The sequence below is a fragment of the Qipengyuania profundimaris genome (assembly GCF_030717945.1).
In the GTDB taxonomy this organism is placed as follows: Bacteria; Pseudomonadota; Alphaproteobacteria; order Sphingomonadales; family Sphingomonadaceae; genus Qipengyuania; species Qipengyuania profundimaris.
Map to the genome: position 1 here is coordinate 671,120 of NZ_JAVAIM010000001.1, position 21,640 is coordinate 692,759.

Below are 21,640 nucleotides of genomic sequence, written 5' to 3' on the forward strand. Positions count from 1 at the left end.
ACAAGCGATGAAATTCACCCATGACGTTATCGTGATCGGCGGCGGCGCCGCGGGCCTCACCGCTGCAGGCGGATGCGCGCTGTTCGGCCTCGATGTGGCGCTTATCGAGGGCCACAAGATGGGCGGCGAGTGTCTCAATAACGGCTGCGTTCCCTCCAAGGCGCTGATCTCTGCCGCCAAACGTGCGGCCGAAGCGCGCGAGGAAAAGCGGTTCGGGGTGACGCTGGCTGCCCCGCAGGTGGAGTGGTCCGGCGTTCACAAGCACATCCACGATGCAATCGCCGGGATCGAGCATCACGATTCGAAGGAAACCTTCGAGGAAATGGGCTGCGAAGTGTTCCTTGGCACCGCCCGGATTACCGGCAAGCAGACCGTCGAGGTTGCAGGACGCACCTTGCGCGCGCCGCGGATCGTCATCGCGACCGGCTCGGCCCCTTTGGTGCCGCCGATCGAGGGTATCGACACCGTACCCTATCTAACCAACGAAAACCTCTTCGACCTGACCGAACAACCCGGCCATCTGATCATCATCGGCGGCGGGGTCATCGGCATGGAAATGGCGCAGAGCTTTCGCCGCCTTGGCAGCGAGGTGACGGTGATCGAACCGGGGGAGCCGATGGGCCGCGACGATCCGGAGTCGGTCGCTGTCGTGGTCGATGTCATGACGTCGGAGGGCGTGCGCTTCGTGAAAGGCTCGGCCACGAAGGTAGAAGGCGGCGAGGGCAGCGTGACGGTGCATACCGACAGTTGCGAGACGATCACCGGCAGCCATCTGCTGGTCGCCGTCGGTCGTACGGCGCGCGTTTCCGGCTTCGGTGCCGAGGAGATCGGAATCGCAACCGGCAAGAACGGCTTCAAGACCGACGAGCGCCGCCGCACTTCGGTGAAGGGCATCTACGCCATCGGCGATTGCCGCGAAGGGCCGCGGCTGACGCATGTTTCGGGTTACGAGGGCTCCAACGTGGCGCTGGAAATCGTCACCGGCTTGCCGACCAAGGTCGATTTCAGCGCGCTGCCGTGGTGCACCTATACCGAGCCCGAAGTCGCGCAGATCGGCCTGACCGAGGCGGAGGCGCGCGACAAACATGGCGATGCCGTGACCGTCGTGAAGGAAGAGTTTTCCGAGAACGAGCGTGCCATCGCGGAAGGTTATACCAAGGGGCACATGAAGATGGTGCTGAAGGGCAAGAAGGTTCTCGGCGTCAGCATCGTCGGCAAGAATGCGGGCGAATTGCTGCTGCCCTTCACCCAGACGATCAGCGGCAAGAGCAGCACTTTCGCGCTCGGCAGTGCGATCATCAGCTATCCGACGCGCAGCGAGATTTCCAAGGCGGCGGCCTTCAGCGCATGGGAGCCAACTGTGTTCGGCAGCCTGCCGAAGAAATACGCCGGCTTCGTCGCCAAGATGCGGCGCACCTTCGCCTGATGGCTTCGCGCAGCAAGAGCCGCACCGCGCCGAGCGGGCCGTCGCCTTTTGTCGTGGAGGCCGCGCCGCTGCCACGCGAGAAATTCAGTGATCCGCGAATAACAGCGGCGGGTGAGACGCGCGCCAGTGTCGCGCTGACCGAACTCGACACGCTGTGGTTCAACACCGGGACGCTGTGCAATCTCGCCTGCGCGACCTGCTATATAGAAAGCAGCCCGACGAACGATGCACTGGTCTATCTCAGCGCGGACCACGCAGCGCGCTTTCTCGACGAGGCGCAGGCGATGGGCGCGCGCGAAATCGGGTTCACCGGCGGCGAGCCGTTCATGAACCCGGACATGCTCCCCATGCTGGAAGATGCGCTGGCGCGAGGCTTCGAGGCGCTGGTGCTGACCAATGCGATGAAGCCGATGCGACGGCACGAGGCGGCGCTGATCGAGCTGCGCGAACGCTTCGGAGCGAAGCTGACCCTGCGCGTCAGTCTCGATCATCACAGCAAGGCCGTGCACGAGGCCGAGCGTGGTGCGAGGACGTGGGAGCCCGCTATCGACGGCCTGCGCTGGCTGTCGGAGAACGGATTTTCGATTGCGGTCGCCGGTCGGCTGCTGCCGGGCGAAGGGGAGGTCGAGGCGCGCAACGCCTATGCCGCCCTGTTCGACGTCGAGAACATCGCGATCGACCCCCGCGACCCTGCGCGGCTGGTCCTGTTCCCGGAAATGGACGCAGACAAGGACATTGCCGAGATCACCACCGCCTGCTGGGATATCCTCGGCAAATCGCCCTCCGACATCATGTGCGCCACCAGCCGCATGATCGTCCACCGCAAAGGCGAAGCTGCGCCGCGCGTGGTCGCCTGCACGCTCATCCCGCATGACCCGGGCTTCGATCTCGGCGCGACTCTGGAAGAGTCAAGTCGCGACGTGCCGCTCAACCATCCCCACTGTGCGCGCTTCTGCGTATTAGGCGGAGCGAGCTGTTCGACCTGATCTTTATCGGTTTTCGGACCGAAATCAGTTGCCCGCGCATTAGGCAGGCATGTTCTTCGAAGAAACCTGGCTGGATATAGCCACTCGTGCGGTCGTCCTCTCGCTTATCGGCATAATTTGGGTCACGCTGGTGATCCGAATGATCGGCTTGCGATCACTTTCGAAGATGACGAACTTCGATTTCGTCGTAACGGTCGCTTCGGGTTCGCTCCTCGCGGGCGCTGTTCAAGCGAGCGAGTGGCCGGCCTTCGTTCAGACATTGGCCGCTCTGGCGGCGCTCTTCGGGCTGCAATTCATCATCGCCAAGCTGCGCCAGCAATCGGAGAACTTCGAACAGGCGATCCAGAACGGGCCGATCTTCCTGATGTGGGAGGGCAAGTTCATCGATAACGCGCTCGAGACATCGCGCGTCGCTAAGGATGACATCATCGCGAAACTGCGCGAGGCCAACGTGCTGGATATGGGACAAGTGAGGGCGGTCGTGCTCGAGACGACCGGCGACATATCCGTGCTGCATGGCGACCATCTCGACGACGATCTCGTCGACGGGATCGACCGGCCCTGAAGGTCTAGAAGCTGCGCTTGTCCAGCCTGCGGGCCAGTGCGACGCCGCCAGTGATCAGGAACGGCACCAGCACGATGCTGAGGGTCACCTTGGCGATCACCTGCCCGATCAGCAGCGGTGTGATGTCGAACTCGCCATAGAAGGCAAGTGTCACGAAAATTACCGAATCGATCGCCTGACTTAGCGCACTGGCGATCGCGCCGCGGACCATCAAGCCGATCGTATTGTCCTCGCCCGAACCGCGCAGGCGCGAGAAGATCCAGACATTGAGCAGGAGCGACACGATGTAAGCCGCAGGCCCGGCCGCCATGATGCGCGGCGTCTGCGCCAGCACGGTGTTGAACGCATCGAGGTCTGCGCCGCGAAATTCGACCATGTCCGGGGATGCGGGCAGCGACAGCACGAGGAAGATAAGCAGCGCCGAGACCGCCAATGGCAGGAAGCCCCACCACACCAGCTTACGGGCCAATTTCTCGCCATAAAGCTGGGCGATCGTGCTGGAGATGACCACCAGCCCGAGGAAGGCGAAGATGCCCGATTCCACTGCCAGTTGGGTCGGCCACAGCTGCACCTGCTTGAAGGCCAGCACGCCGGCGATCACCGTCAGCCCGCCGTAAAGTACGAGATAAACGAACTGGCCGAGTGGGATCGAGGCTGCGGCTACGCGTTCCTGATGGGCAGGCTGGTCGGTCATGTGGGGAAAAATCGTCCTTGAAAATCGGGTGACAGCGAATGCTGGCTTGAGATGCGAAAATTGACTAAGCGGACCCGCCGCGCAAGGTAGCGGCCAATTTCATCCGCAATTCGTCGCATCGCGAGAGGGGTCCGCAGTGCAGCCCATCCTGATCAATATCGCCGGTATCCTAGCGATCCTGGCGATCGCTTTCCTCCTGTCGACCGGCAAGCGCCGGATCAAGCTGCGTGTCGTCGGCGCGGCCTTTGCCTTGCAGGCGCTCATGGCGCTGCTGGTGCTGCGGACGCCTTGGGGCGTCGAGGCAATCCAGGCGATGTCCAACGGCGTGATCGCCCTGCTCGACTATTCCAAGGCGGGCATCACAGCGATCTTCGGTCCGATGGAGGGCAATCCTTTCGCCAATACTTTCGTGATCGCGGCGCTACCGGTGATTATCTTTTTCGCCGCGCTGGTCTCCATCCTTTACCACTGGGGCATCATGCAGCGGCTGGTGCGCTGGGTGGGCGGCGCGATCGGCTGGATCACCGGGATCAGCAAGGTCGAGGCGCTGGGCAGCGCAGCGAACATCTTCGTCGGCCAGTCGGAAAGCCCACTGGTGGTGCGGCCCTATCTTGCCGCGCTTACACCCAGCCGCCTGTTCACGCTGATGGCAGTCGGCATGGCCGGGGTCGCTGGCACGATCCTCGCCGCCTATGCCAGCTTCATCGGCGCGGAGGCTGTGCCGTTCCTGCTGGCCGCGGCCTTCATGTCGGCCCCGGGCGGCATCCTGATGGCGAAGATCATTATGCCGGACGACGAGAGCGATCTCGCCCGCAATGCCGCGGAACTGGCCGAGGTCCAGCTGCCGACCACGCGCATCAGCGCCGAAGGACCGGCTGCCCTGACCGAGAGCGGGAAGCCGCACGAAGTCGAAGTCGCCGAGACGTTCGAGGAAGGGCACAAGCCCGCCAATGTGATCGAAGCCGCCGCGCAAGGCACGCAGACCGGCGTGAAGCTCGCCGTGGCGGTGGGCGCGATGGTCATGGTCTTCGTCGCGCTGGTCGCGCTGGCCAACGGCATTCTCGGCGGGATCGGCGGCTGGTTCGGCTATCCCGATGTCAGTTTTCAGCAGTTGCTCGGCTTCATCTTTGCGCCGGTGATGTTCCTGATCGGCATCCCCTGGGAGCAGGCGGGGGCAGCGGGCGGACTGTTCGGCACGAAGATCGTCCTCAACGAATTCGTCGCCTTCATCGAACTCGGCGCAATGGACGCTACCGTGCTGTCGGACCGCAGCCGCGCGATTGCGACCTTCGCGCTCTGCGGCTTTGCCAATTTCAGCTCGATCGCAATCCAGATGGCAGTCACCGGCGGCCTTGCCCCGAACCAGCGGCCGGTCATCGCCAAGCTCGGCCTGCGCGCTCTCGCCGCGGGCAGCCTCGCCAATCTGATGAGCGCGGCGCTGGCGGGACTCTTCCTGCCGTATTAGAGAGCGCGTCATGAGCGAATCGAACACCGACATCGCGGTTGTGTCCCTGGCACAGCCGATCGAAAGCATTGCCGACGAACTGGGCCGCAGCTTCGAGGAATACGGCTTCGCCGTCATCCGCGACCATGGCATCCCGCAGGAACTGATCGACCGCGCAGAGGCCCTGTCGAAGGAATTCTTCGCGCTGCCCGACGATGTGAAGCGCGCCTACCACATCCCCGGCGGCGGCGGCGCGCGCGGTTATACGCCCTTCGGCACGGAAAAGGCCAAGGATGCCGAGGTCCACGACCTCAAGGAATTCTGGCATGTCGGACGCGAGCTGCCCGAAGGGCACGCGCTGGCGGAATATATGGCCGACAACGTCTGGCCCGAGGAAGTCGGCGGCTTCCGCGATACTTTCACCGAGCTCTACGCCGCTTTCGAGGAAGCGGGCGCGCGCGTGCTGCAAGGCATTTCCCTGCATCTCGGGCTGGACCGCGACTTCTTCGCGGCCACGGTCGAGGACGGCAATTCGGTGATGCGCCTGCTTCGCTATCCGCCGCTGGAGGGCGAAGAAGCCGAAGGCGCGATCCGCGCGGCGGCCCATGGCGATATCAACACGATCACGCTGCTGCTGGGCGCCGACGAGGCCGGGCTGGAGCTGCTGACCGCACAGGGCGAGTGGAAAGCCGTCGCGCCGCCCGAAGGGGCGCTGGTCGTGAACATCGGCGACATGCTCGACCGGCTGACCAACGGCCGGCTACGCTCGACGACTCACCGGGTCGTCAACCCGCGTGGCGAAGCGGCCTATCGGGCGCGCTATTCGATGCCTTTCTTCCTGCATTTCCGGCCGGACTATGTGATTGAAACCCTGCCGCAATGCATCGATCCGGCGCGCCCGGACGATCACCCGGAAGCGATATCCAGCCACGACTACCTCATGCAGCGGTTGCGCGAGATCAACCTAGCCTGATCGATGCTGCACTGCGGCAAGGCAATAAAATTCACGCGGCGTTGCATTTGCGCAACACAGCGAAGTCTCTGATAAGGCATGCATTTTCTGTCGTTCGCAAGTGCAGCGTAACCGCGCGGCCACCACTGTCTTGACTCTGTCACAAAACCAACGCTTTGCGGCAATCAACCCGGACTAGCCGGGCTCCGCTTCTCTCGAGCACAGTTTTGATTTGGACACTTAAGGGGTCTCCTGACATGAAGTTCAAGTATCTCCTGGCTGCCTCCGTAGTCAGCACCGCCAGCGCAATGGTCGCCGCACCGGCCGCCGCACAGTCGACCGGTTCGGTCGAATTCGAAGACGATGTGATCGTCGTTTCCGGCGCCCGCAATCAGGACGTCGGTGGCATCGAAGTCCCCGATACGCCCAAGGCGAAGCAGGAACTCAACGAAGAAATCATCCGTCGCCAGCGCCCCGGCCAGACGGTCAACGACATCGTCAACCTCGTCCCCGGCGTCAGCTTCCAGAACAACGACCCCTGGGGTTCGTCGGGCGGTAGCTTCACCATTCGCGGCTTCAACGACAGCCGTATTTCGCAGACGCTGGACGGGCTGCCGCTGAACGATTCGGGCAACTACGCGCTTTACACGAACCAGCAGGTCGACCCGGAAGTTCTCGAATCGGTCAACGTCAATCTCGGCGTTACCGATGTCGACAGCCCGACCGCTTCGGCCGTCGGCGGCACGATCAACATCCGTACGCGTGAACCCGCCGACGAATTCGGCGTGACTATGACGCTGACCGCTGGCGACACCTTCCCCGAAGGCGACAACATCGGTGTCGACCGCCTCTACGGTCGCGGTTTCGTGATGATCGACACCGGCGACATCACCGGCATGGGCACCAAGGCGTTCGCTTCGGCCAGCTACACGACCTACGCCAACCCCTTCAACAATTACGGCGAAGTGGAAAAGCAACAGTACAACGGCCGTATCTGGCAGGACATCGGCAGCAATGGCGATTTCGTTGCCGTTGCCGGTCACTATAACGAGAACCGCAACAACTTCTTCGGTTCGTTCTTCGTCACCGACATCATCGATGCGATCGAAGCGGGCGACGAGAGCTTCCGCTTCTACAACATCGACTATCCCTGCACCGTGGACAGCGTGCCGGGCGTGTTCGAAACGCCGGCGCAGGTTGCAGTCGATGGCTATGTCGATCCCGACGGCGTCAACGGCTGCGGTGCCGAGTTCGAGCGCCGGTACAATCCGTCTAACACCGGCAACATCCGCGGTTCGTCGCGCTTCACTCTGACCCCGGACCTGATCCTGACGATCGATCCGAGCTACCAGTACGTGAAGGCCAATGGCGGCGGTAACGAGGAACTGCTCGAAGGTACCCGCGAGTACAACGGCCAGCAGTACACCGGCTTCCTGCGCGGCGGTTACTACTTCGGCCGTGACCTCAACGGCGACGGCGACATGCTCGACGAGATCAGCGGTTTCGACCCGAGCCAGACCCGTACGCACCGTTTTGGCGTGATCTCCAACCTCGCGTACGAGATCAATGCCGACCACCGCGTTCGCCTGAGCTACACCTATGACGATGCGAACCACCGTCAGACCGGTCAGACTTCGATTGCTCGCATCGACGGTGAAATCGTCGACGTCTTCCCGGTCAACGATCCGGTCATCACGGCGGACGGTTTCGAACTGAACAAGCGTAACCGCCAGTCCTATGCGACGCTGCATCAGGTCTCGGGCGAATATCGCGGTCGCTTCGGCAACCTCACGACCGTGCTCGGCCTGCGTGCACCGTTCTTCAAGCGCGAGCTGAACCAGCTCTGCTACACGACCAGTGCTTCGGGCTTCGTCGACTGCTTTGCAAACCAGGATGCCGCTGCTTACGAAGCAGCCAATCCGAATGCAGCACCGCCGATCTCGGTTACCTACAAGTACGACAAGCTGCTTCCGAACGTGGGCGCCGTGTACGAATTCGGCGATGCGTCGATCTTCGGGAACTATGCCAAGGGCCTCTCGGTCCCGGGCACGGACGAGCTGTACGACTCGCTCTTCTTCTCGAACAAGACCGACGACTTCCAGCCGGATTCCGAAACCACCGACAGCTTCGACCTCGGCTTCCGGTATCAGAACGGCCGTGTTCAGGCCCAGATCGCCGGCTGGTACACCAAGTACAGCAACCGCCGTGCCGTGGCTTACGATCCGATCCTCGACGAATCGATCGCACGTAACCTCGGCCAGGTCGACAAGTACGGTATCGATGGCTCGGTCGCGTTCCAGCCGACCAACAACACGCTGCTCTATGTGTTCGGTTCGATCAACGAATCGGAAATCAAGAACGACGTGCAGCTCGGCCTGGACGATGACGGCAACCCGATCTTCGCACCGACTGCCGGCAAGAACGAGAGCGGCACCCCGCTCTGGTCGGTCGGCGGCCGCGCGCAGGGCTCCTTCGGCCCGGTCGAACTCGGCGTACAGGTCAAGCATACCGGCAAGCGCTGGGTGAACGATGTGAACGACCTGTCGGTCGGCGGTTACACGCTGGTCGATCTCGACGCGCGCATCCGCCTCGGCGAATACTTCAACGGCCGCGATGCAGCGCTGCAGTTCAACGTCACCAACCTGTTCGACGAATTCTACGTCGGCGGCTTCGGTGGCGATCTGGACGGCGCCGGTTTCGCGCAGTTGTCGCCGCCGCGTGCAGCCAGCGTGTCGCTGATCCTCGGCTACTAAGCCTATAACGGAACCGGGGCACGCATCCCGGGCCGATATACACTGGGGGCGGCCTTCTTTCGGGAAGGCCGCCCTTTTTGTGTCTCGCGGAGTTTCAGGCCGCTTCGAGCAATTCCTCGGCCAGCTTCAGGCGCACATCGACGTCTACGCTCGAGCGAAGCGCCCGTTCGAGCGCCGCCGCGCGCGAGCCGAGTTCTTCCTCGCCGAACATGCCCGCCGTCCCGGCCAGCTTGTGGACGACGCGCGCCAGGTCTTCGATCCCGGCGCCCTCCATCGCTTGCGCACGAACCGCAGCTCCGACCGCTTCGATCGCTTCGCTGCGGCGTTGCTTCCAGCGTTCGTCGATACCTGAGGATTTCGGTGGCAGGGTCGCGGCGCCCGGACCGGGACGCCGGATGCGGGCCTTTTCGTTCTCGTTGTCCGCCACGATGTGCATCGGAAGCCAGCGAGCGAGCGCGGCGGCGAGATCCTCGAACACCAGCGGCTTGGCCAGATGGGCTTGCATGCCGGCTATTTGCGCCGAGAGCACGTCTTCGGGATAGGCGTTCGCGGTCAGCGCAACGATCGGCAGGCGCTTTGCGTCGATGCCGTAAGAACGAATGGCGCGCGCTGCCGCATAACCGTCGCAGCCGGGCATCTGGATGTCCATCAGTACCAGGTCGAATGGAGGCCGCCGACCGAAATTCGACGTCACCGCTTCGATCGCGGCCACGCCGTCATGCGCATGGGATACCTCCTGCCCAAGATCCTCGAGCATGGCGGTCACGAGCATGCGGTTCACGTCGTGATCCTCGGCCAGCAGGATGCGACCCTTGGGCGGCATGGCAATATCGGTCGCTCGGCGACCATGACCTTGCTGGCGGGCAGGTACGGTTTCCACTTCGACGAGCGGAATGCGCAAGGTGAAGCGCGATCCGACGCCGGGCATGGAATCCACGCTCAACGACCCTCCGAGCAATTCCGCCAGCTGGCGCGAAACGCTGAGGCCCAGGCCGGTCCCGCCGAAGCGCCGCGTAGTCGATCCTTCCGCCTGGACGAAGGGATCGAAAATCATCGCGAGGCGGCTTTCATCGATGCCGATGCCGCTGTCCTCGACCGAGATTGCCAGTTGCGTCTGCTCCCGAGCGACTGCCACCTCGATGCCGCCGCTCTCGGTAAACTTCACAGCATTGCCGATGAGGTTGAGCAATATCTGGCGCAGGCGCAGGGGATCGCTGGAAATCGACAGTGGAATGCCGACGACCGGTGCGATGCTGAGAGACAAGCCTTTGCGTTCCGCTTGGGCGCGCTGCAATTCGATGCAATCCGCCGACAGCTGCACGACATCCACCGGATCGCAGGTTACCTTGAGCTGGCCGGATTCGATTTTCGACAGATCGAGGATATCGTTGAGCAGCATCATCATGGACCGTCCGGATCGTTCGATCAACTCCGCATAGCGGGCCGATTCTTCATCGAGGTCGCGGCGTTGCAACAGCTCGGCGAAACCCAGTACGCCGTTCATGGGTGTGCGGATTTCGTGGCTCATATTGGCAAGGAACTGCGCTTTGGCGCGCGCCGCGTTCTCCGCATGCGATCGTGCACGCTTGAGCTGGCGCTCGAGCAGCACGCGGTGCGTTACGTCGCGGGCGGAAACCACGATGCCTTCCTGCTCGCCTGTTTCGGCATTACGCGCAACGGCACAGTCGGCCTCGATGTAAACCGCCTCGCCATCCTCGCCGTCGAGATATCGGCGGTAGGTGAAGCGTTCCTTCTCGGCCTCGCCGGAATTGAGCCGGTGTTCGACCGCAGCGATATCGTCCGCGGCGTCGGCGTGGACCCGCTCGCTGACGCGCTTGCCGATGAACTCTTCTGGCGGAAGACCCAGGACTGCCATCACCGAAGGTGACGCATAGGTAATCACGCCTTCGCCATCGACCCGAAGGATGGCGTCGGTTACATTCTCGGCCAGCAGGGCGAGCTCGGCTTTCTGCGCAGCGAGTTCGGCAGCGAACCTTTGGCGCGTAGCAAGCACTGCGGAGACCGGCAGACCCAGCAGGATGGCGGAAGCAAGGAAAACCTCGAGGACCAGGAAACGGATGGTCTCCGGATAGGTCAACAGGTTGATCGGACCATGGCCCAGCTCGGTGCAGACCAAGGCGATCACCGCCACCTTGATCGTCGAAAAGGCAGTCCCGAGGCTGCCGAGCCGGAAGGCATGGATGACCACGACCGGCGGGACGAGGAACAGCAGCGGATAGGTCGTCTGGACGGAGACCATGATCGTGAGGGCGGTCCCTGCGAGGGACAGGCCGACCCATTCGGCAAGCTCTCGCCTTCGCAGCTTTCTGCGTGTCTGCAATGCATCGATCGCAATCATGATGCTGGGCGCAAGGATCAGCATGCTCAGGGCATCGGACGTCACCCACTTGCCGTAGACCGCCAGCAGGGTCGCAGGCTGCGCCCCGAAAGCGAGGACCGCGATCAGCCCGCTGGCGGCCGGTGCGATTGCGCCGGAGGCAATGGCAAAGCGGCGCAGGTCGTCGATATCGTCCATGATCGGCTGACGCGTGCACCAACGCCGCGTCAACCATACCGCGATCGCTATCTCGACACCGTTGGCGCTGGCGAGCATGAGGGCTTGCGCAATCGGGTCCCCGGAGGCGAGGTTTGCCCCGACATTACCGGCGAAAATCGCGCCAATCAGGGACCTGAATTGCTTGAAACGGAAGCGCAAGAGAATTGCGACGGCAACCGCATTGGGTAGCCAGATTGCCGCGATGCGGCCCTCGTTTCGGGCAAAGTCGATACTGACATAGGCCAAGGCGAAAAATCCCAGCGCGGCTCCGAAATGGGTCGCCACCATGCGCCCAAATCGGGGATATCCGGCCCTGGAAAACGTGGGAGTAGCGAGCGTCCGGTCCATGCTGTCCTCGTGCAGCGATCAACGATCCTGCCCCCCGCGTCCGGCGGAACACGGGGGGCGACAGGCCGTTCCAAATCCCATGGGAAACGAAGCCACGCGCTACGCAGGGATCAGGAGAAAACCCAATCCATGGGTTATCCTTGCCATCGTGCTGATTCATTTGGGCATCTTTTACGTGCTTATACGTAGCCTAGCGCCGAATGCGGTTGCGACCGTCGAGGAGAGCGTCGTCTCCGCCTTCACTGTCACCGTCACTGCGCCGCCCGAGCCTGAGCCTGAAGTGCAGCAGCCCGAGCCTGAAGGCGAGCAAGGCGATCCCGCGCGCGAAGCGGTCGCCAAACCCGTTACCGCGCCCACGCAGAGGCGTCCGCTACGCGAGGATCGGCCCGCTCCGCGCGCGGCATCGACCGGCACCGCGGACACCTCCGGCGCGACCGAAGCGGGTGACGGCACCGGTGCTGCGGGATCAGGGTTCGGCACCGGCAGCGGAAATGGCGGGACCGGTCGTGGCGGAGGCGCGGTGACGAAGCCGGAAATCGTTTCCGGCGCGCTCAATTCGGCACGCGACTTCCCCATCCCGCCCGGCGGACGCGAAGCGCGCATCGGTACCTCGGTGATCGTAAAGGTGACAGTGCTGCCGAGCGGCCGGGCGACGAATTGCTCGGTTTACCGCTCAAGTCCGTTTCCCGACACCGACGCGGCCGTATGCCGCCTGGTGGTCGAACGGCTGCGTTTTCGCCCTGCGACCAATGCCAATGGTGATCCGGTGGCCGCGCCGTTCTATTACCAGCAGCGGTTCTTCAACTAGCTCTGACCGAAAAGGGTCCGGCACCTCTCAGGCCGCAGGCTGGTAATCCGACAGGATGCGCGATAGCTCCTCACGGCCGTATGGCTTGGTGAGCAAACCATGCGCGCCGAGCGCTTCCAGCCGCTCCTGCATCTCGCCATAGCCGGTCGCAAGCCAGAACGGGATGCCGAGTTTCACAAGCTCTTGCGCGATACGCTCACTCGACTCCTGGCCTAGGTTGAAGTCGAGGATCCCAAGTTGGGGAGCGTTCTTGCGAATGGCATCGAGCGCGCCGGTGACATTACTCTCGACATCGACCGTCTGCACGCCGAGATCGCGAAGACAGTCTTCGGTATCAAGCGCGATCAGCATGCTGTCTTCGACCAGCAGAACTCTCTCAGGAAGGTCTCCGGGCATATCGTCCTTCGGTTTGGGGACGCTGGTCGGGCTCGGCGTTTCTCCGCGCGATGCCCATTCGACGAAACGCTCCGGCACGCAGAACCGCGCCCTGACGCCTTCAAGCTTGTATTCGATGCTCGCCTCGCCGCCGAGCTCGTGGGGCAGCGAGCGTTCGATGATCGTGCTGCCGAAACCGCGACGCTTGGGCGGTTTGACCGGCGGACCGCCGCTTTCGTGCCACAAGATTTCAAGATCGCCGGTATCCCCTCGCCGGACATCGATTTTCAGTTGTCCGGTCGAATCACTGAGCGATCCGTATTTCGCCGAGTTCGTGATCATCTCGTGGATGACGAGCGCAAGGACGGTATAGGCTTCCGGCGTAAGCATCGCTTCGGGCCCGTTGATTTCCAGCCGATCGCATTTGTCGGCAAGATAGGCCTGGGCTTCGGAATCGATCAGCTCCGAAAGCGGCGCGGAGCTCCAGTTTCCCTTGGTGATGTTATCGTGCGCCATGGCCAGCGAACTAATTCGCCCGCCCACGATCTCGGCGAAATTATCGACGTCTTTCGCGTCGCTTTTCGACTGGTTGATCAGGCCGCGAATAAGGTTGAGGATGTTGCGAACCCGGTGATTGAGTTCCGCGATCAGCAGTTCCTGCTTCTCTTGGGCCTTGGCCCGTTCCTGCATCGCCTCATCGGTGACGCGCAAAATAATTTCGAGCAGTGTGACGCGTAGGCCTTCGGCGATCTGCTTCTCGGATGTCGTCCAGGGCGAAGACCTGCCATCGACCGTTTCCTGCCAAGCCTCGAAGCTCTTGCGCGGCGTCAAGCGCGCACCGTTCGGGCCGTATTCGACGGGCTTTTCCGGATTCCCGGCCCAGGTCACGACCTGGCTCAGCGGCTTGCGCCAGAGTACGAGATAGTCGCGCGGGGTGCGCGACACCGGGATGGCCATCGCGCCTACCGCCCGGTCCGCGAAACGCTCGGCCCTCGGAATCCGATCGGCGATCGCATCGGTCGTGAAGACGCGGCTGGTCGCCGCCGCGTTGAGCGAACCCACGATAGCACGGAATTCTTCCTCGTTCGGAGCCGAGCCGCGGGCATTGTATACATCGTCGATGAAGACGCTGGCCCCGTCGTGCTCCACGATGCGCTGGATCAGCGGGTCGATGGTCGGCAGGCTTTCAGAAAGCGACTGGCCCGCTGCGATGTCGCGCATCAGGCGGTCGTGCACCTTGCGACCTTGTTCGCGGACCGCTTCTTCCTGGCTCGCGATCACGCGCTCGAGCGTCAGAGAGAAGAGTTCGGAAAACAATTCCGCGCCGGTGCGCTGCGAATAAGGGAGCAGCTTGGGGCTGTAATGGTGGCAGGCGAACAGGCCCCACAACTTGCCGCCAATGATGATCGAGATCGACAGCGAGGCGCCGACGCCCATGTTCTTGAGATATTCGATATGGATCGGCGACACGGCGCGCAGCGTGCTCATGCTGAGGTCGAGCGGTTCGCCGTCGAGCGAGATGCCGGGTTCGATTGGCACCGGGTCTGAATGCACATCGCTGATAATGCGGAAACGGTTGCGAACGTAGAGTTCGCGCGCCTGGGCGGGAATATCGGTCTTCGGATAACGCAGGCCGTGGAAGCCTTCCAGATCCTCGCGCTTGGCCTCGGCGACGACTTCGCCCGACAGGTCGTCATGGAATTTATAGACCATGACCCGGTCGATATCGAGGCTGTGGCGCAACTGGCGGGCTGCTTCGCCGACGAGTGCTGGGACATCCCTGAACTTTTCGAACCGGCCCAGCACGGGGCGCAATGCGGCCAATTGGCGGTCGAGCTCACCCTCAAAGTACGGCTCGAGTTCCAGAATGGTGTAATCGCCCGAGGAGTGGATTGCGCAATCGAATCTTCTGCCGTCACCAAGTAGATCGAATCCGAACATCCGCTCGACCTGGTCGGTCTCGGAAACTTGTGAGGCAAGGCTCCGCAGGCGCTGAAGTGCTTTTGGCGACACAATGTCCTTGAGCGCCATTCCCAGCTCAACGGACTCGCTGGAGCCGGTGATCTCGCCGAAATTTGCCGAGTAATGCGACACGAACCAATCCGCATTGAATGCGACGAGCGCGCCGAAGGGCTGGATCGCACCCAGCTGGTGGATCGGCTCGCGATCGCAATTCGTCAGGTCGACATCGTAGTTGGCAGCTTTCATGCGGCGGCCCTTTCGGTCGCTGAGCGATGAACCGCAAGGAAAATGTCGAACACGCGGCGCGCACCGCGGATGGCGTGTTCATGCGTAGCTTCGGCCATCGGCACTTCGATCCGCGGGCGAAGCTCGGCCCAGTAGCGCGGCATGGCTTCGTCGCCGAGAAAGCGATCCGCGCCGTGCAGCCCGGCCTTGCGGCGCCGGTGCAAAAGGGTCCTATTGCCGAGCGAGGAACCAGCTAATGTCCATGCGACGCCCCAAGCCTCGCGCGGGTCTTCTGCATTGAATATCGGCAAATCGTGATGCGGCAGGTCGCCCAGATCAGCCAAGTCCTGGCGGATGAGGCCGGATTGTCTTGGAGGGACGGGGTCCGTCACATGTGCCGCAAGCCAGCTTTCAACGGGTGCGCGCACAACATACTGAATACGCAGGAATCGCGCATAGTGCGGGCCCTCTGCCAGGGGCGACAATTTCCGGTCAAGCGCGTCGTGCCTCGCGCGGGTAGCTGCATTCAGATCGATGCGGAGCGTGGTTCGCTCGGTCATGGAACGGGTGGGTCCCCCAAAAATCGGACTTTTCCCTCCGCGACGGCCTAACCCGCCTGCGACGCGGGATGGGGGATCGTGCCGATCTCAAACAACCGAGCAGGGCAGCTTCTGTTCCGGGAAATGGGCAATTTTCGGCTGGTTGTCAGTCGCCGCTCTTGTCGGCCAGCATGCGCTGGCCCTGGCTGGCGATCGCCTTCGCGACCATCGGCTCCACGAAGGAGAGGGCCGGGGGCAGGTTTACCTCGAACACGACCTGGTTTTCCTCGATCAACACCTTGCCGTCCACGCGCTGACCCATGGTCGAAACTGACAGGTTCATGCAGTCCTCGTCCGGCCAGCTGGTTTCCACGTCGGCCATGCCGCCGGGGACGAAGTCGCGAATCTTGTGCGAGCGCGATTTCAGGCGGTTGCGGACGGTGTCCTTGGGCAAATCGTGGGCGATGGGAACGCGCATCAGCTCTTGTCCTCCAGTTGCGGGCTGGTTTCGGTGCCGGCGCCGAACTTGTAATCGAGATAGCGATGCTTGATCGCCAGGTCGTCGAGCGAACCTTCGGCCAATTGGCGGGTGATCGAATCGATCTCGCCGCTGATCTTGCCGAGGCCCTCTGTCAGTTGCTCGTCGGGCGTGATGCCGGCGCGCTTCTCGGTGCGGAGGTGCGGCGGAATCTTGCGATAGCTGTCGATCATCTCCGGCAACTGCTCGCCGATCAGGCTGCGGACTTCGCGCGCCTTGGGATGGTTCTGGTCGACCCCTTCCAGCTGGAGGCCGAGCGCATCGAGCTGCACGCCCATGTCGTTGACGATAGTCGCAGCGGGCGGGGGCAGGGCGGGCCGCTGGGCTTCAAGCCATAGTTCGGTGCGGCCGACCATCTGCTGGACGTTGCCCTTGTTGATGTCGGCCCGGTTGGGCGTCTTCACCTTCGGAAAATTCGAGAACAGCGCAATTGCGATCGCGGTGGCAACCACGACAGCCATGACGCCCCAGAATCCGATACCGCTGAACATGGCGCCGGCAATTCCTGCACCCAGCCAGATGGCGAAGACCGCCAGCACGATGTTGCGCACGCGCAACCACAGGTTCTTCTGCTTCAGCCTGGCAGATCCGTCGCCGATCGAAGGTGCGCGGCGATGCCGGCCGCCCGCGCGATTGTCGTCGCGCAGGATGCGGCCCTGCTCGATCAGCCGCTCGCTATCTCGGGTGAGGTCGTTCACGTGTTGGGCCTCAGTTCTCGATGCTCAGCAGGCCGCTGTCGGCGACCTGCTGCTGCGCCTGCGCCTGCCCTTCGGCGCGGGCGATATAGCCTTTCGACTTCTCCACCTCCTGCCCGAGCAGGGTGACAGTCTGCTTCATGGAATCCAGCGCGCGGACCTTGAATTCGTCCACCTCGTCCATCGTGTCGTAAATGTTCTGGAAGGCCCGCTGCAGCGTTTCCAGCGGGATGGTGCTGGCGGCGGCCTGCTCGTGGATTTTGCCGGTCTGATCACGCAGCATGGTGCTGGTGCTGTCGATGATACCCGCGGTGGTGTCGTTGAGCGCAGTGATCTGGCCGAGCACGAGGCGCTGGTTGGTCATCGCCTCCGCCACCGTCACTGCCGTGCGCAGCGCGCCGACGGTGGTGGTGCTGGCGCGATCGACACCCTTCACCAGCTCGACATTGTTCTTCTTGACGAGGTCGAGCGCGAGATAGCCTTGAACGCTCACCGCCATCTGGGTCAGCAAATCCTGCGTGCGCTGGCGGACGTAGAACAATGCGGTCTCGCGCACCGCCTTGGCCTTGGCGGGATCGGTCGCGTCAAGTTCGGCGGCTTTCTCCTCGAGCTTGGCGTCGAGCGTGTTGGAAATGTGGATCATCTGTTCCAGATTGCCCATCGCCTCCCACAACTTCTGCCGCTCCACGTCGATCGCGGCATTGTCCATAATCAGCTCGTCCTTGCCACTGGCGAGGTTCGAGAGGATCGACTGGATGTGCGTCTGCGCGCTTTGGTAGCTGCGGAAGTAATTGGTCAGCTTGTTTCCGAACGGGATGATGCCGAGGATCTTGCGCGTTCCCGAAAGCTTGCCGCGCTTGCCGGGATCGAGATCTTCCACCACGCGGCGCAGTTCCGCGAGATTGGCACCCACGCCTTCGTCCTTATCCATCGCGCGCACGGGGCGGTCGAGGAAACGGTTGGACATGCCGGCCGCCGCCATGATTTCCTTGCGGCCCATGTTGGTGAGCTGGTCCACCTTCTTGCCGAATTCGGGCGAATTGGCGTCGGCGGAAATCAGGTCCTGAACGAAGCCGTCGACCTTGGTTTCCAGCTTGCTCTTGGTTTCTTCGGACACGGGAACGAGGCCGGCCGCCTTCTCGGGCGCGACCTGCGGCACCGGATCGGGCGGCGTCAGGTCGAATTCGGTCGCAGTGGCAGTCGCGGTTTGCGTCTTGCTGTCGCTCATGGTCGCGCGGGTCTCCCGGTTACAGGCGCTGAGGTCTCTCCACCTGTATTAGGATCGTAAGACACGATCTTCAAGGCGGCATCGCAATCCTGCGCGCAGCGACGCGCGTTCGGCAAGCATTTTCGGCCGTGGTCGCCCGCGCAGGGCTCGTTAGGCGGCGAGGTCCAGCGGCTGGATTTCGCCCGACAGGTAAAGCCGCTTGGCCTTGGCGCGGCTGAGCTTGCCGGAACTGGTACGCGGCAGCGTGCGTGGCGGCACAAGCTCGACCACGCAGCTCATGCCAGTCACGCCGCGAACCTTGTCGGCGATCTGGTCGCGCAGCTTGATGCGCTCCTCAGGTTCGGACACGCGGCAATGGACCAGCACGGCGGGCGCTTCCTCGCCGTTATCGGTATCGACCGAGAAGGCGGCGATATCGCCGTGGTTGAAGCCGGGCAGTTGCTCCACCGCCCATTCGATATCCTGCGGCCAGAGGTTCTTGCCGTTGATGATGATCATGTCCTTCGCGCGGCCGACGATGAACAGGTAGCCATCCGCCATGTAGCCCATGTCGCCGGTATCGAGCCAGCCGTCGACTAGGCATTCCTGCGTCGCTTCCTCGTTGCGGAAGTAGGAGTGCATCACGCTCTTGCCCCGGCACCAGACCTTGCCGATCTGGTGGTCGCCCTTGGCAGCTCCCTTCTCGTCGCGGATCTCGACCTCCATGCCGGGGATCGGCTTCCCGCAGTTGACGATGGCGCGATAGCGCGCGGGCTTCGACAGGTCGCGCGGGCGGCCCGACAGGCGCTCTTCCTCGACCAGTTCGACCCGTATGCCTTCTCCCGGAGGCATGACCGTCACGGCCAATGTCGCTTCTGCGAGGCCGTAGCTGGGGTTGAAGGCACTGGCCTTGAAGCCTGCTTCGGCAAAGGCATTGACGAAATTCTGCATCACGTCGGGCCGGATCATGTCTGCGCCATTGCCCGCGACCCGCCAGCGTGAAAGGTCGAACCGGTCGCCGACATTGCTCTGGCTGGAAATGCGCCGCGCGCAGATGTCGTAGCCGAAGGTCGGCGAATAACTGAGCGTGCTTCCTTGGTTGCGGCTGATCAGATCGAGCCATGCCAGCGGCCGGCGGGCGAAATGCTCGGTCTTGAGATAGTCGATCGACGCCTGGTTCGCGATTACCGACAGGAAACAGCCGACCAGCCCCATGTCGTGATACCACGGCAGCCAGCTGACCACACGGTCGTTGCCGCGGAAGTCCATCGAGATGGAATGGCCTTGGAGATTGTGGAGCAGCGCCTCGTGCGTCACCGCGACGCCGGTCGGGAAACGAGTCGAGCCGGAAGAATACTGGAGGTAGCAGATGTCCTCGGGGCGCGCTTCGGGCAGGTCGCATTCGGGATAGGGCCGTAGGGCGAAATCTTCCCAGCTCTGCCCTTCGCAACCCTGCCGGTCGGCAGCCGCAGCACCCATCTCGGCGATCTCGCCGGGATAGATCAGGATTTTCGGATCGCTGCTGTCCAGCTGCACGGCAAGCTGGTCGATATAGCCTTCCTTGCCGCCGAAGCCGGTCGGCAGCGGCAGCGGCACGGGCCAGGCCCCGGCATAGACGCAGCCGCAGAACAGCGCAGCGAATTCGGCACAGGTTTCCGCCACCAGCGCCACGCGGTCGTCCTTGCCGATCCCGGCGGCGACCAGCTGGCGCGCGACCTTGAGCGCGTCGTCACGCATGTCGGCATAGCTGTAGACGCGCTGCAGCGTGCCGCGCATGTCATGGAAATTCATGCCTTTCGCGCTTCTGGCGGCGTAATCCACCGCCTCGGTAAAGGTCGCGAAATCGGAACGGCGACGGGGGAGGTCGCAATCGTTCGGCGTCGGCGTCAATGCGGCGTCGGTCATAATTGTGTAGCGATACCCGTGGATTGCGTAGGCGCCCGAGGCCACCCTCATGATTCCCGAAAAGCGCCCATCTTGGTGCGGACGCTTGCACAGTCTTTCCCAATTGATGGGGACTGTGGCAGGAATATGGCCGATGAGTGATGCAGACGCAACGTCCCGGCGTAGAAAGCGCACGCCTAAACCCCTCGACGCCGGCCGGCTGGAGGAGCTGGCGCTGGCTTACGTCGCGCGGTTTTCCACCAGTGCCGGCAAGCTGCGCGCCTATCTGAAGCGCAAGCTGCGCGAGCGGGGCTGGGACGAAGATGGCGAGCCGCCGGTGGAGCAACTCGTCACCCGGTTTGTGGAAAAGGGCTATGTCGATGATGCCGCATATGGCCGCGCCAAGGCGCAGGGCTTACTTGCCAGGGGTTATGGCGGCAGGCGGGTCGAACAGGCGCTGCGTGCAGCGGAGATCGGGGAAGAGGTGCGGAGCAAACTCGCTCCTGACGAGGCCGAGCGGCGCGCGGCGATCGTCGCCCTTATGCGGCGGCGAAGGTTCGGCCCGTATGGCGGGCCGCCGCCTCCGGATGCAGAAGCCGCGCACAAGCTGCGTGAAAAGCGGCTTGCCGCGCTGCTGCGCGCAGGCCATGATTTCGACGCGGCGCGGCGCGTACTGGAGGCCGCGACAATCGAGGAGCTCGAAGAGTGGGTCGCGGAAGCAGCGGAGTACGATTGATGGCGCGCGGCCTGGCCGGGCTCGCCGCGGCGCTTCTCGCGGCCTGTTCGGCACAACCTGCGGCGGATACTGGCGCTGCGGCGGAAGTCGCAACCGAGACGACGCATCCGGTTAGCGGCCTCGAAGTCATCCCGCTCACCGTGACCGGCACATCGGGCACGCACCGCTTCGCGGTCGAGCTGGCCGACACGCCCGAAGCGCAGCGCCGCGGCCTGATGTTCCGCACCGAGCTGCCGGACGATGCGGGCATGATCTTCCCCTATGACGGGACGACGGCGCAAAGCTTCTGGATGAAGAACACGCCGCTGCCGCTCGACATCATCTTCATCGGGCCGGACGGGCGGATCAGCAATATCGCCGCGATGACGGAGCCATATTCGCTCGAATCGGTCTACTCGGTCGGCCCGGTCCTCGGCGTGCTGGAGCTGCGCGGCGGCCTTGCGGCCGAACTCGGGATAGAGCCAGGCGACAAGGTGGATTGGTGATGGCGAATTCGCGCAAAGCGGCGCTTCCCTCCCGCGTGCGATTGCGCTAATCGCGCCGCCATGAGCTTTCTCGGCAAGATCTTCACCTGGTGGAACGGTGCCACCATCGGCACCATGCTGTGGTCCTCGCGCAATGGCGAACATGTCGGCACCGATGCGCAGGGCAATGCCTATTACCGCTCCAAGAAGCGCGGCGAAGGTCAGCGCGAACGGCGCTGGGTGATTTACGAAGGCAATAACGACGCGAGCCGCATCCCGGCCGAATGGCACGGCTGGCTGCATGGCGCGGGCGAAGATGTGCCCGAAAGCTTCCTGCCGCCCCCGCGCATCTGGGAAGCCGACTATACGCCGAATGCCACGGGCACGACGGGTGCCTATCGCCCCGCCGGCGCGCTCGAACGCGGCGGCAAGCGTGCGCGCGCGGTGGGCGATTACGAAGCTTGGTCGCCGGACGCGTGAGC

18 protein-coding genes are annotated in these 21,640 nt (G+C 63.2%); 10 read left to right on the plus strand and 8 right to left on the minus strand.

The window, feature by feature from the left end; all coding sequences use genetic code 11:
• Positions 1–7: 7 nt before the first annotated feature.
• The 3 genes from Q9K02_RS03440 to Q9K02_RS03450 are packed head-to-tail and all read left to right on the plus strand — an operon-like array spanning position 8 to position 2,977.
• Positions 8–1,426 (plus strand): dihydrolipoyl dehydrogenase family protein, encoded by a 1,419-nt coding sequence (locus Q9K02_RS03440; RefSeq protein ID WP_305931630.1) that lies wholly within the window; start codon positions 8–10, stop codon positions 1,424–1,426.
• On the plus strand, positions 1,426–2,412 hold the full coding sequence (locus Q9K02_RS03445) for a radical SAM protein (RefSeq protein ID WP_305931631.1): 987 nt from the start codon (positions 1,426–1,428) through the stop codon (positions 2,410–2,412). The genes Q9K02_RS03440 and Q9K02_RS03445 overlap by 1 nt, the downstream gene beginning before the upstream one ends.
• 49 nt (positions 2,413–2,461) lie before the next feature.
• Positions 2,462–2,977 (plus strand): DUF421 domain-containing protein, encoded by a 516-nt coding sequence (locus Q9K02_RS03450; RefSeq protein ID WP_305931632.1) that lies wholly within the window; start codon positions 2,462–2,464, stop codon positions 2,975–2,977.
• A gap of 4 nt (positions 2,978–2,981) precedes the next feature.
• Here the strand turns inward: Q9K02_RS03450 and Q9K02_RS03455 are convergent, their stop codons facing one another.
• Positions 2,982–3,671 carry a queuosine precursor transporter gene (locus tag Q9K02_RS03455; protein ID WP_305931633.1) on the minus strand — a complete coding sequence of 230 codons (690 nt, stop codon included), beginning with the start codon at positions 3,669–3,671 and terminating at the stop codon, positions 2,982–2,984.
• Between the two features lie 136 nt (positions 3,672–3,807).
• Between Q9K02_RS03455 and Q9K02_RS03460 the strand changes: the two genes are divergently transcribed.
• The 3 genes from Q9K02_RS03460 to Q9K02_RS03470 all read left to right on the plus strand — a co-directional run bounded on the left by Q9K02_RS03460 (position 3,808) and on the right by Q9K02_RS03470 (position 8,820).
• Entirely contained in the window at positions 3,808–5,136 is a 1,329-nt protein-coding gene (locus tag Q9K02_RS03460) for a NupC/NupG family nucleoside CNT transporter (protein WP_278327782.1), read from the plus strand.
• Between the two features lie 10 nt (positions 5,137–5,146).
• A complete protein-coding gene (locus Q9K02_RS03465; RefSeq protein ID WP_305931634.1) occupies positions 5,147–6,088 on the plus strand; it encodes an isopenicillin N synthase family dioxygenase in 942 nt (313 codons plus the stop codon).
• A gap of 236 nt (positions 6,089–6,324) precedes the next feature.
• Positions 6,325–8,820, plus strand: coding sequence for a TonB-dependent receptor (locus Q9K02_RS03470; protein ID WP_305931635.1), 2,496 nt, complete (start codon positions 6,325–6,327; stop codon positions 8,818–8,820).
• A gap of 94 nt (positions 8,821–8,914) precedes the next feature.
• Here Q9K02_RS03470 and Q9K02_RS03475 read toward each other — a convergent pair whose 3' ends face one another.
• Positions 8,915–11,662 carry an ATP-binding protein gene (locus tag Q9K02_RS03475; RefSeq protein WP_305931636.1) on the minus strand — a complete coding sequence of 916 codons (2,748 nt, stop codon included), beginning with the start codon at positions 11,660–11,662 and terminating at the stop codon, positions 8,915–8,917.
• Positions 11,663–11,900: 238 nt separating this feature from the next.
• Here Q9K02_RS03475 and Q9K02_RS03480 point away from each other — a divergent pair, with 238 nt between their 5' ends.
• The gene (locus Q9K02_RS03480) at positions 11,901–12,533 is read left to right on the plus strand and encodes a TonB family protein (RefSeq protein WP_305931637.1); all 633 of its coding nucleotides are present in this window, start codon (positions 11,901–11,903) and stop codon (positions 12,531–12,533) included.
• Between the two features lie 27 nt (positions 12,534–12,560).
• On the opposite strand, the gene Q9K02_RS03485 is transcribed toward Q9K02_RS03480, so the two are convergent.
• From Q9K02_RS03485 to Q9K02_RS03510, 6 genes are all read right to left on the minus strand, one after another.
• On the minus strand, positions 12,561–15,116 hold the full coding sequence (locus Q9K02_RS03485) for an HWE histidine kinase domain-containing protein (protein ID WP_305931638.1): 2,556 nt from the start codon (positions 15,114–15,116) through the stop codon (positions 12,561–12,563).
• Complete coding sequence (locus Q9K02_RS03490) at positions 15,113–15,487, minus strand: heme oxygenase-like domain-containing protein (protein ID WP_305931639.1); 375 nt, start codon at positions 15,485–15,487, stop codon at positions 15,113–15,115. Before Q9K02_RS03490 ends, Q9K02_RS03485 begins: the two co-directional genes overlap by 4 nt.
• Before the next feature lie 313 nt (positions 15,488–15,800).
• Entirely contained in the window at positions 15,801–16,112 is a 312-nt protein-coding gene (locus Q9K02_RS03495) for a polyhydroxyalkanoic acid system family protein (protein ID WP_305931640.1), read from the minus strand.
• Entirely contained in the window at positions 16,112–16,870 is a 759-nt protein-coding gene (locus tag Q9K02_RS03500) for a hypothetical protein (protein ID WP_305931641.1), read from the minus strand. The genes Q9K02_RS03495 and Q9K02_RS03500 overlap by 1 nt, the downstream gene beginning before the upstream one ends.
• A gap of 10 nt (positions 16,871–16,880) precedes the next feature.
• Entirely contained in the window at positions 16,881–18,095 is a 1,215-nt protein-coding gene (locus tag Q9K02_RS03505; RefSeq protein ID WP_305931642.1) for a toxic anion resistance protein, read from the minus strand.
• Between the two features lie 150 nt (positions 18,096–18,245).
• Entirely contained in the window at positions 18,246–19,979 is a 1,734-nt protein-coding gene (locus tag Q9K02_RS03510; protein ID WP_305931643.1) for a fatty acyl-AMP ligase, read from the minus strand.
• Between the two features lie 133 nt (positions 19,980–20,112).
• Between Q9K02_RS03510 and Q9K02_RS03515 the strand changes: the two genes are divergently transcribed.
• From Q9K02_RS03515 to Q9K02_RS03525, 3 genes are read left to right on the plus strand one after another with little or no spacing between them, the layout of a single operon-like run.
• Positions 20,113–20,694, plus strand: a complete 582-nt coding sequence (locus tag Q9K02_RS03515; RefSeq protein WP_305931644.1) for a regulatory protein RecX — start codon at positions 20,113–20,115, stop codon at positions 20,692–20,694.
• The gene (locus Q9K02_RS03520) at positions 20,694–21,179 is read left to right on the plus strand and encodes a DUF192 domain-containing protein (protein ID WP_305931645.1); all 486 of its coding nucleotides are present in this window, start codon (positions 20,694–20,696) and stop codon (positions 21,177–21,179) included. The genes Q9K02_RS03515 and Q9K02_RS03520 overlap by 1 nt, the downstream gene beginning before the upstream one ends.
• A gap of 60 nt (positions 21,180–21,239) precedes the next feature.
• Positions 21,240–21,638 (plus strand): NADH:ubiquinone oxidoreductase subunit NDUFA12, encoded by a 399-nt coding sequence (locus Q9K02_RS03525; protein WP_278327769.1) that lies wholly within the window; start codon positions 21,240–21,242, stop codon positions 21,636–21,638.
• The last annotated feature ends 2 nt before the right edge of the window (positions 21,639–21,640 follow it).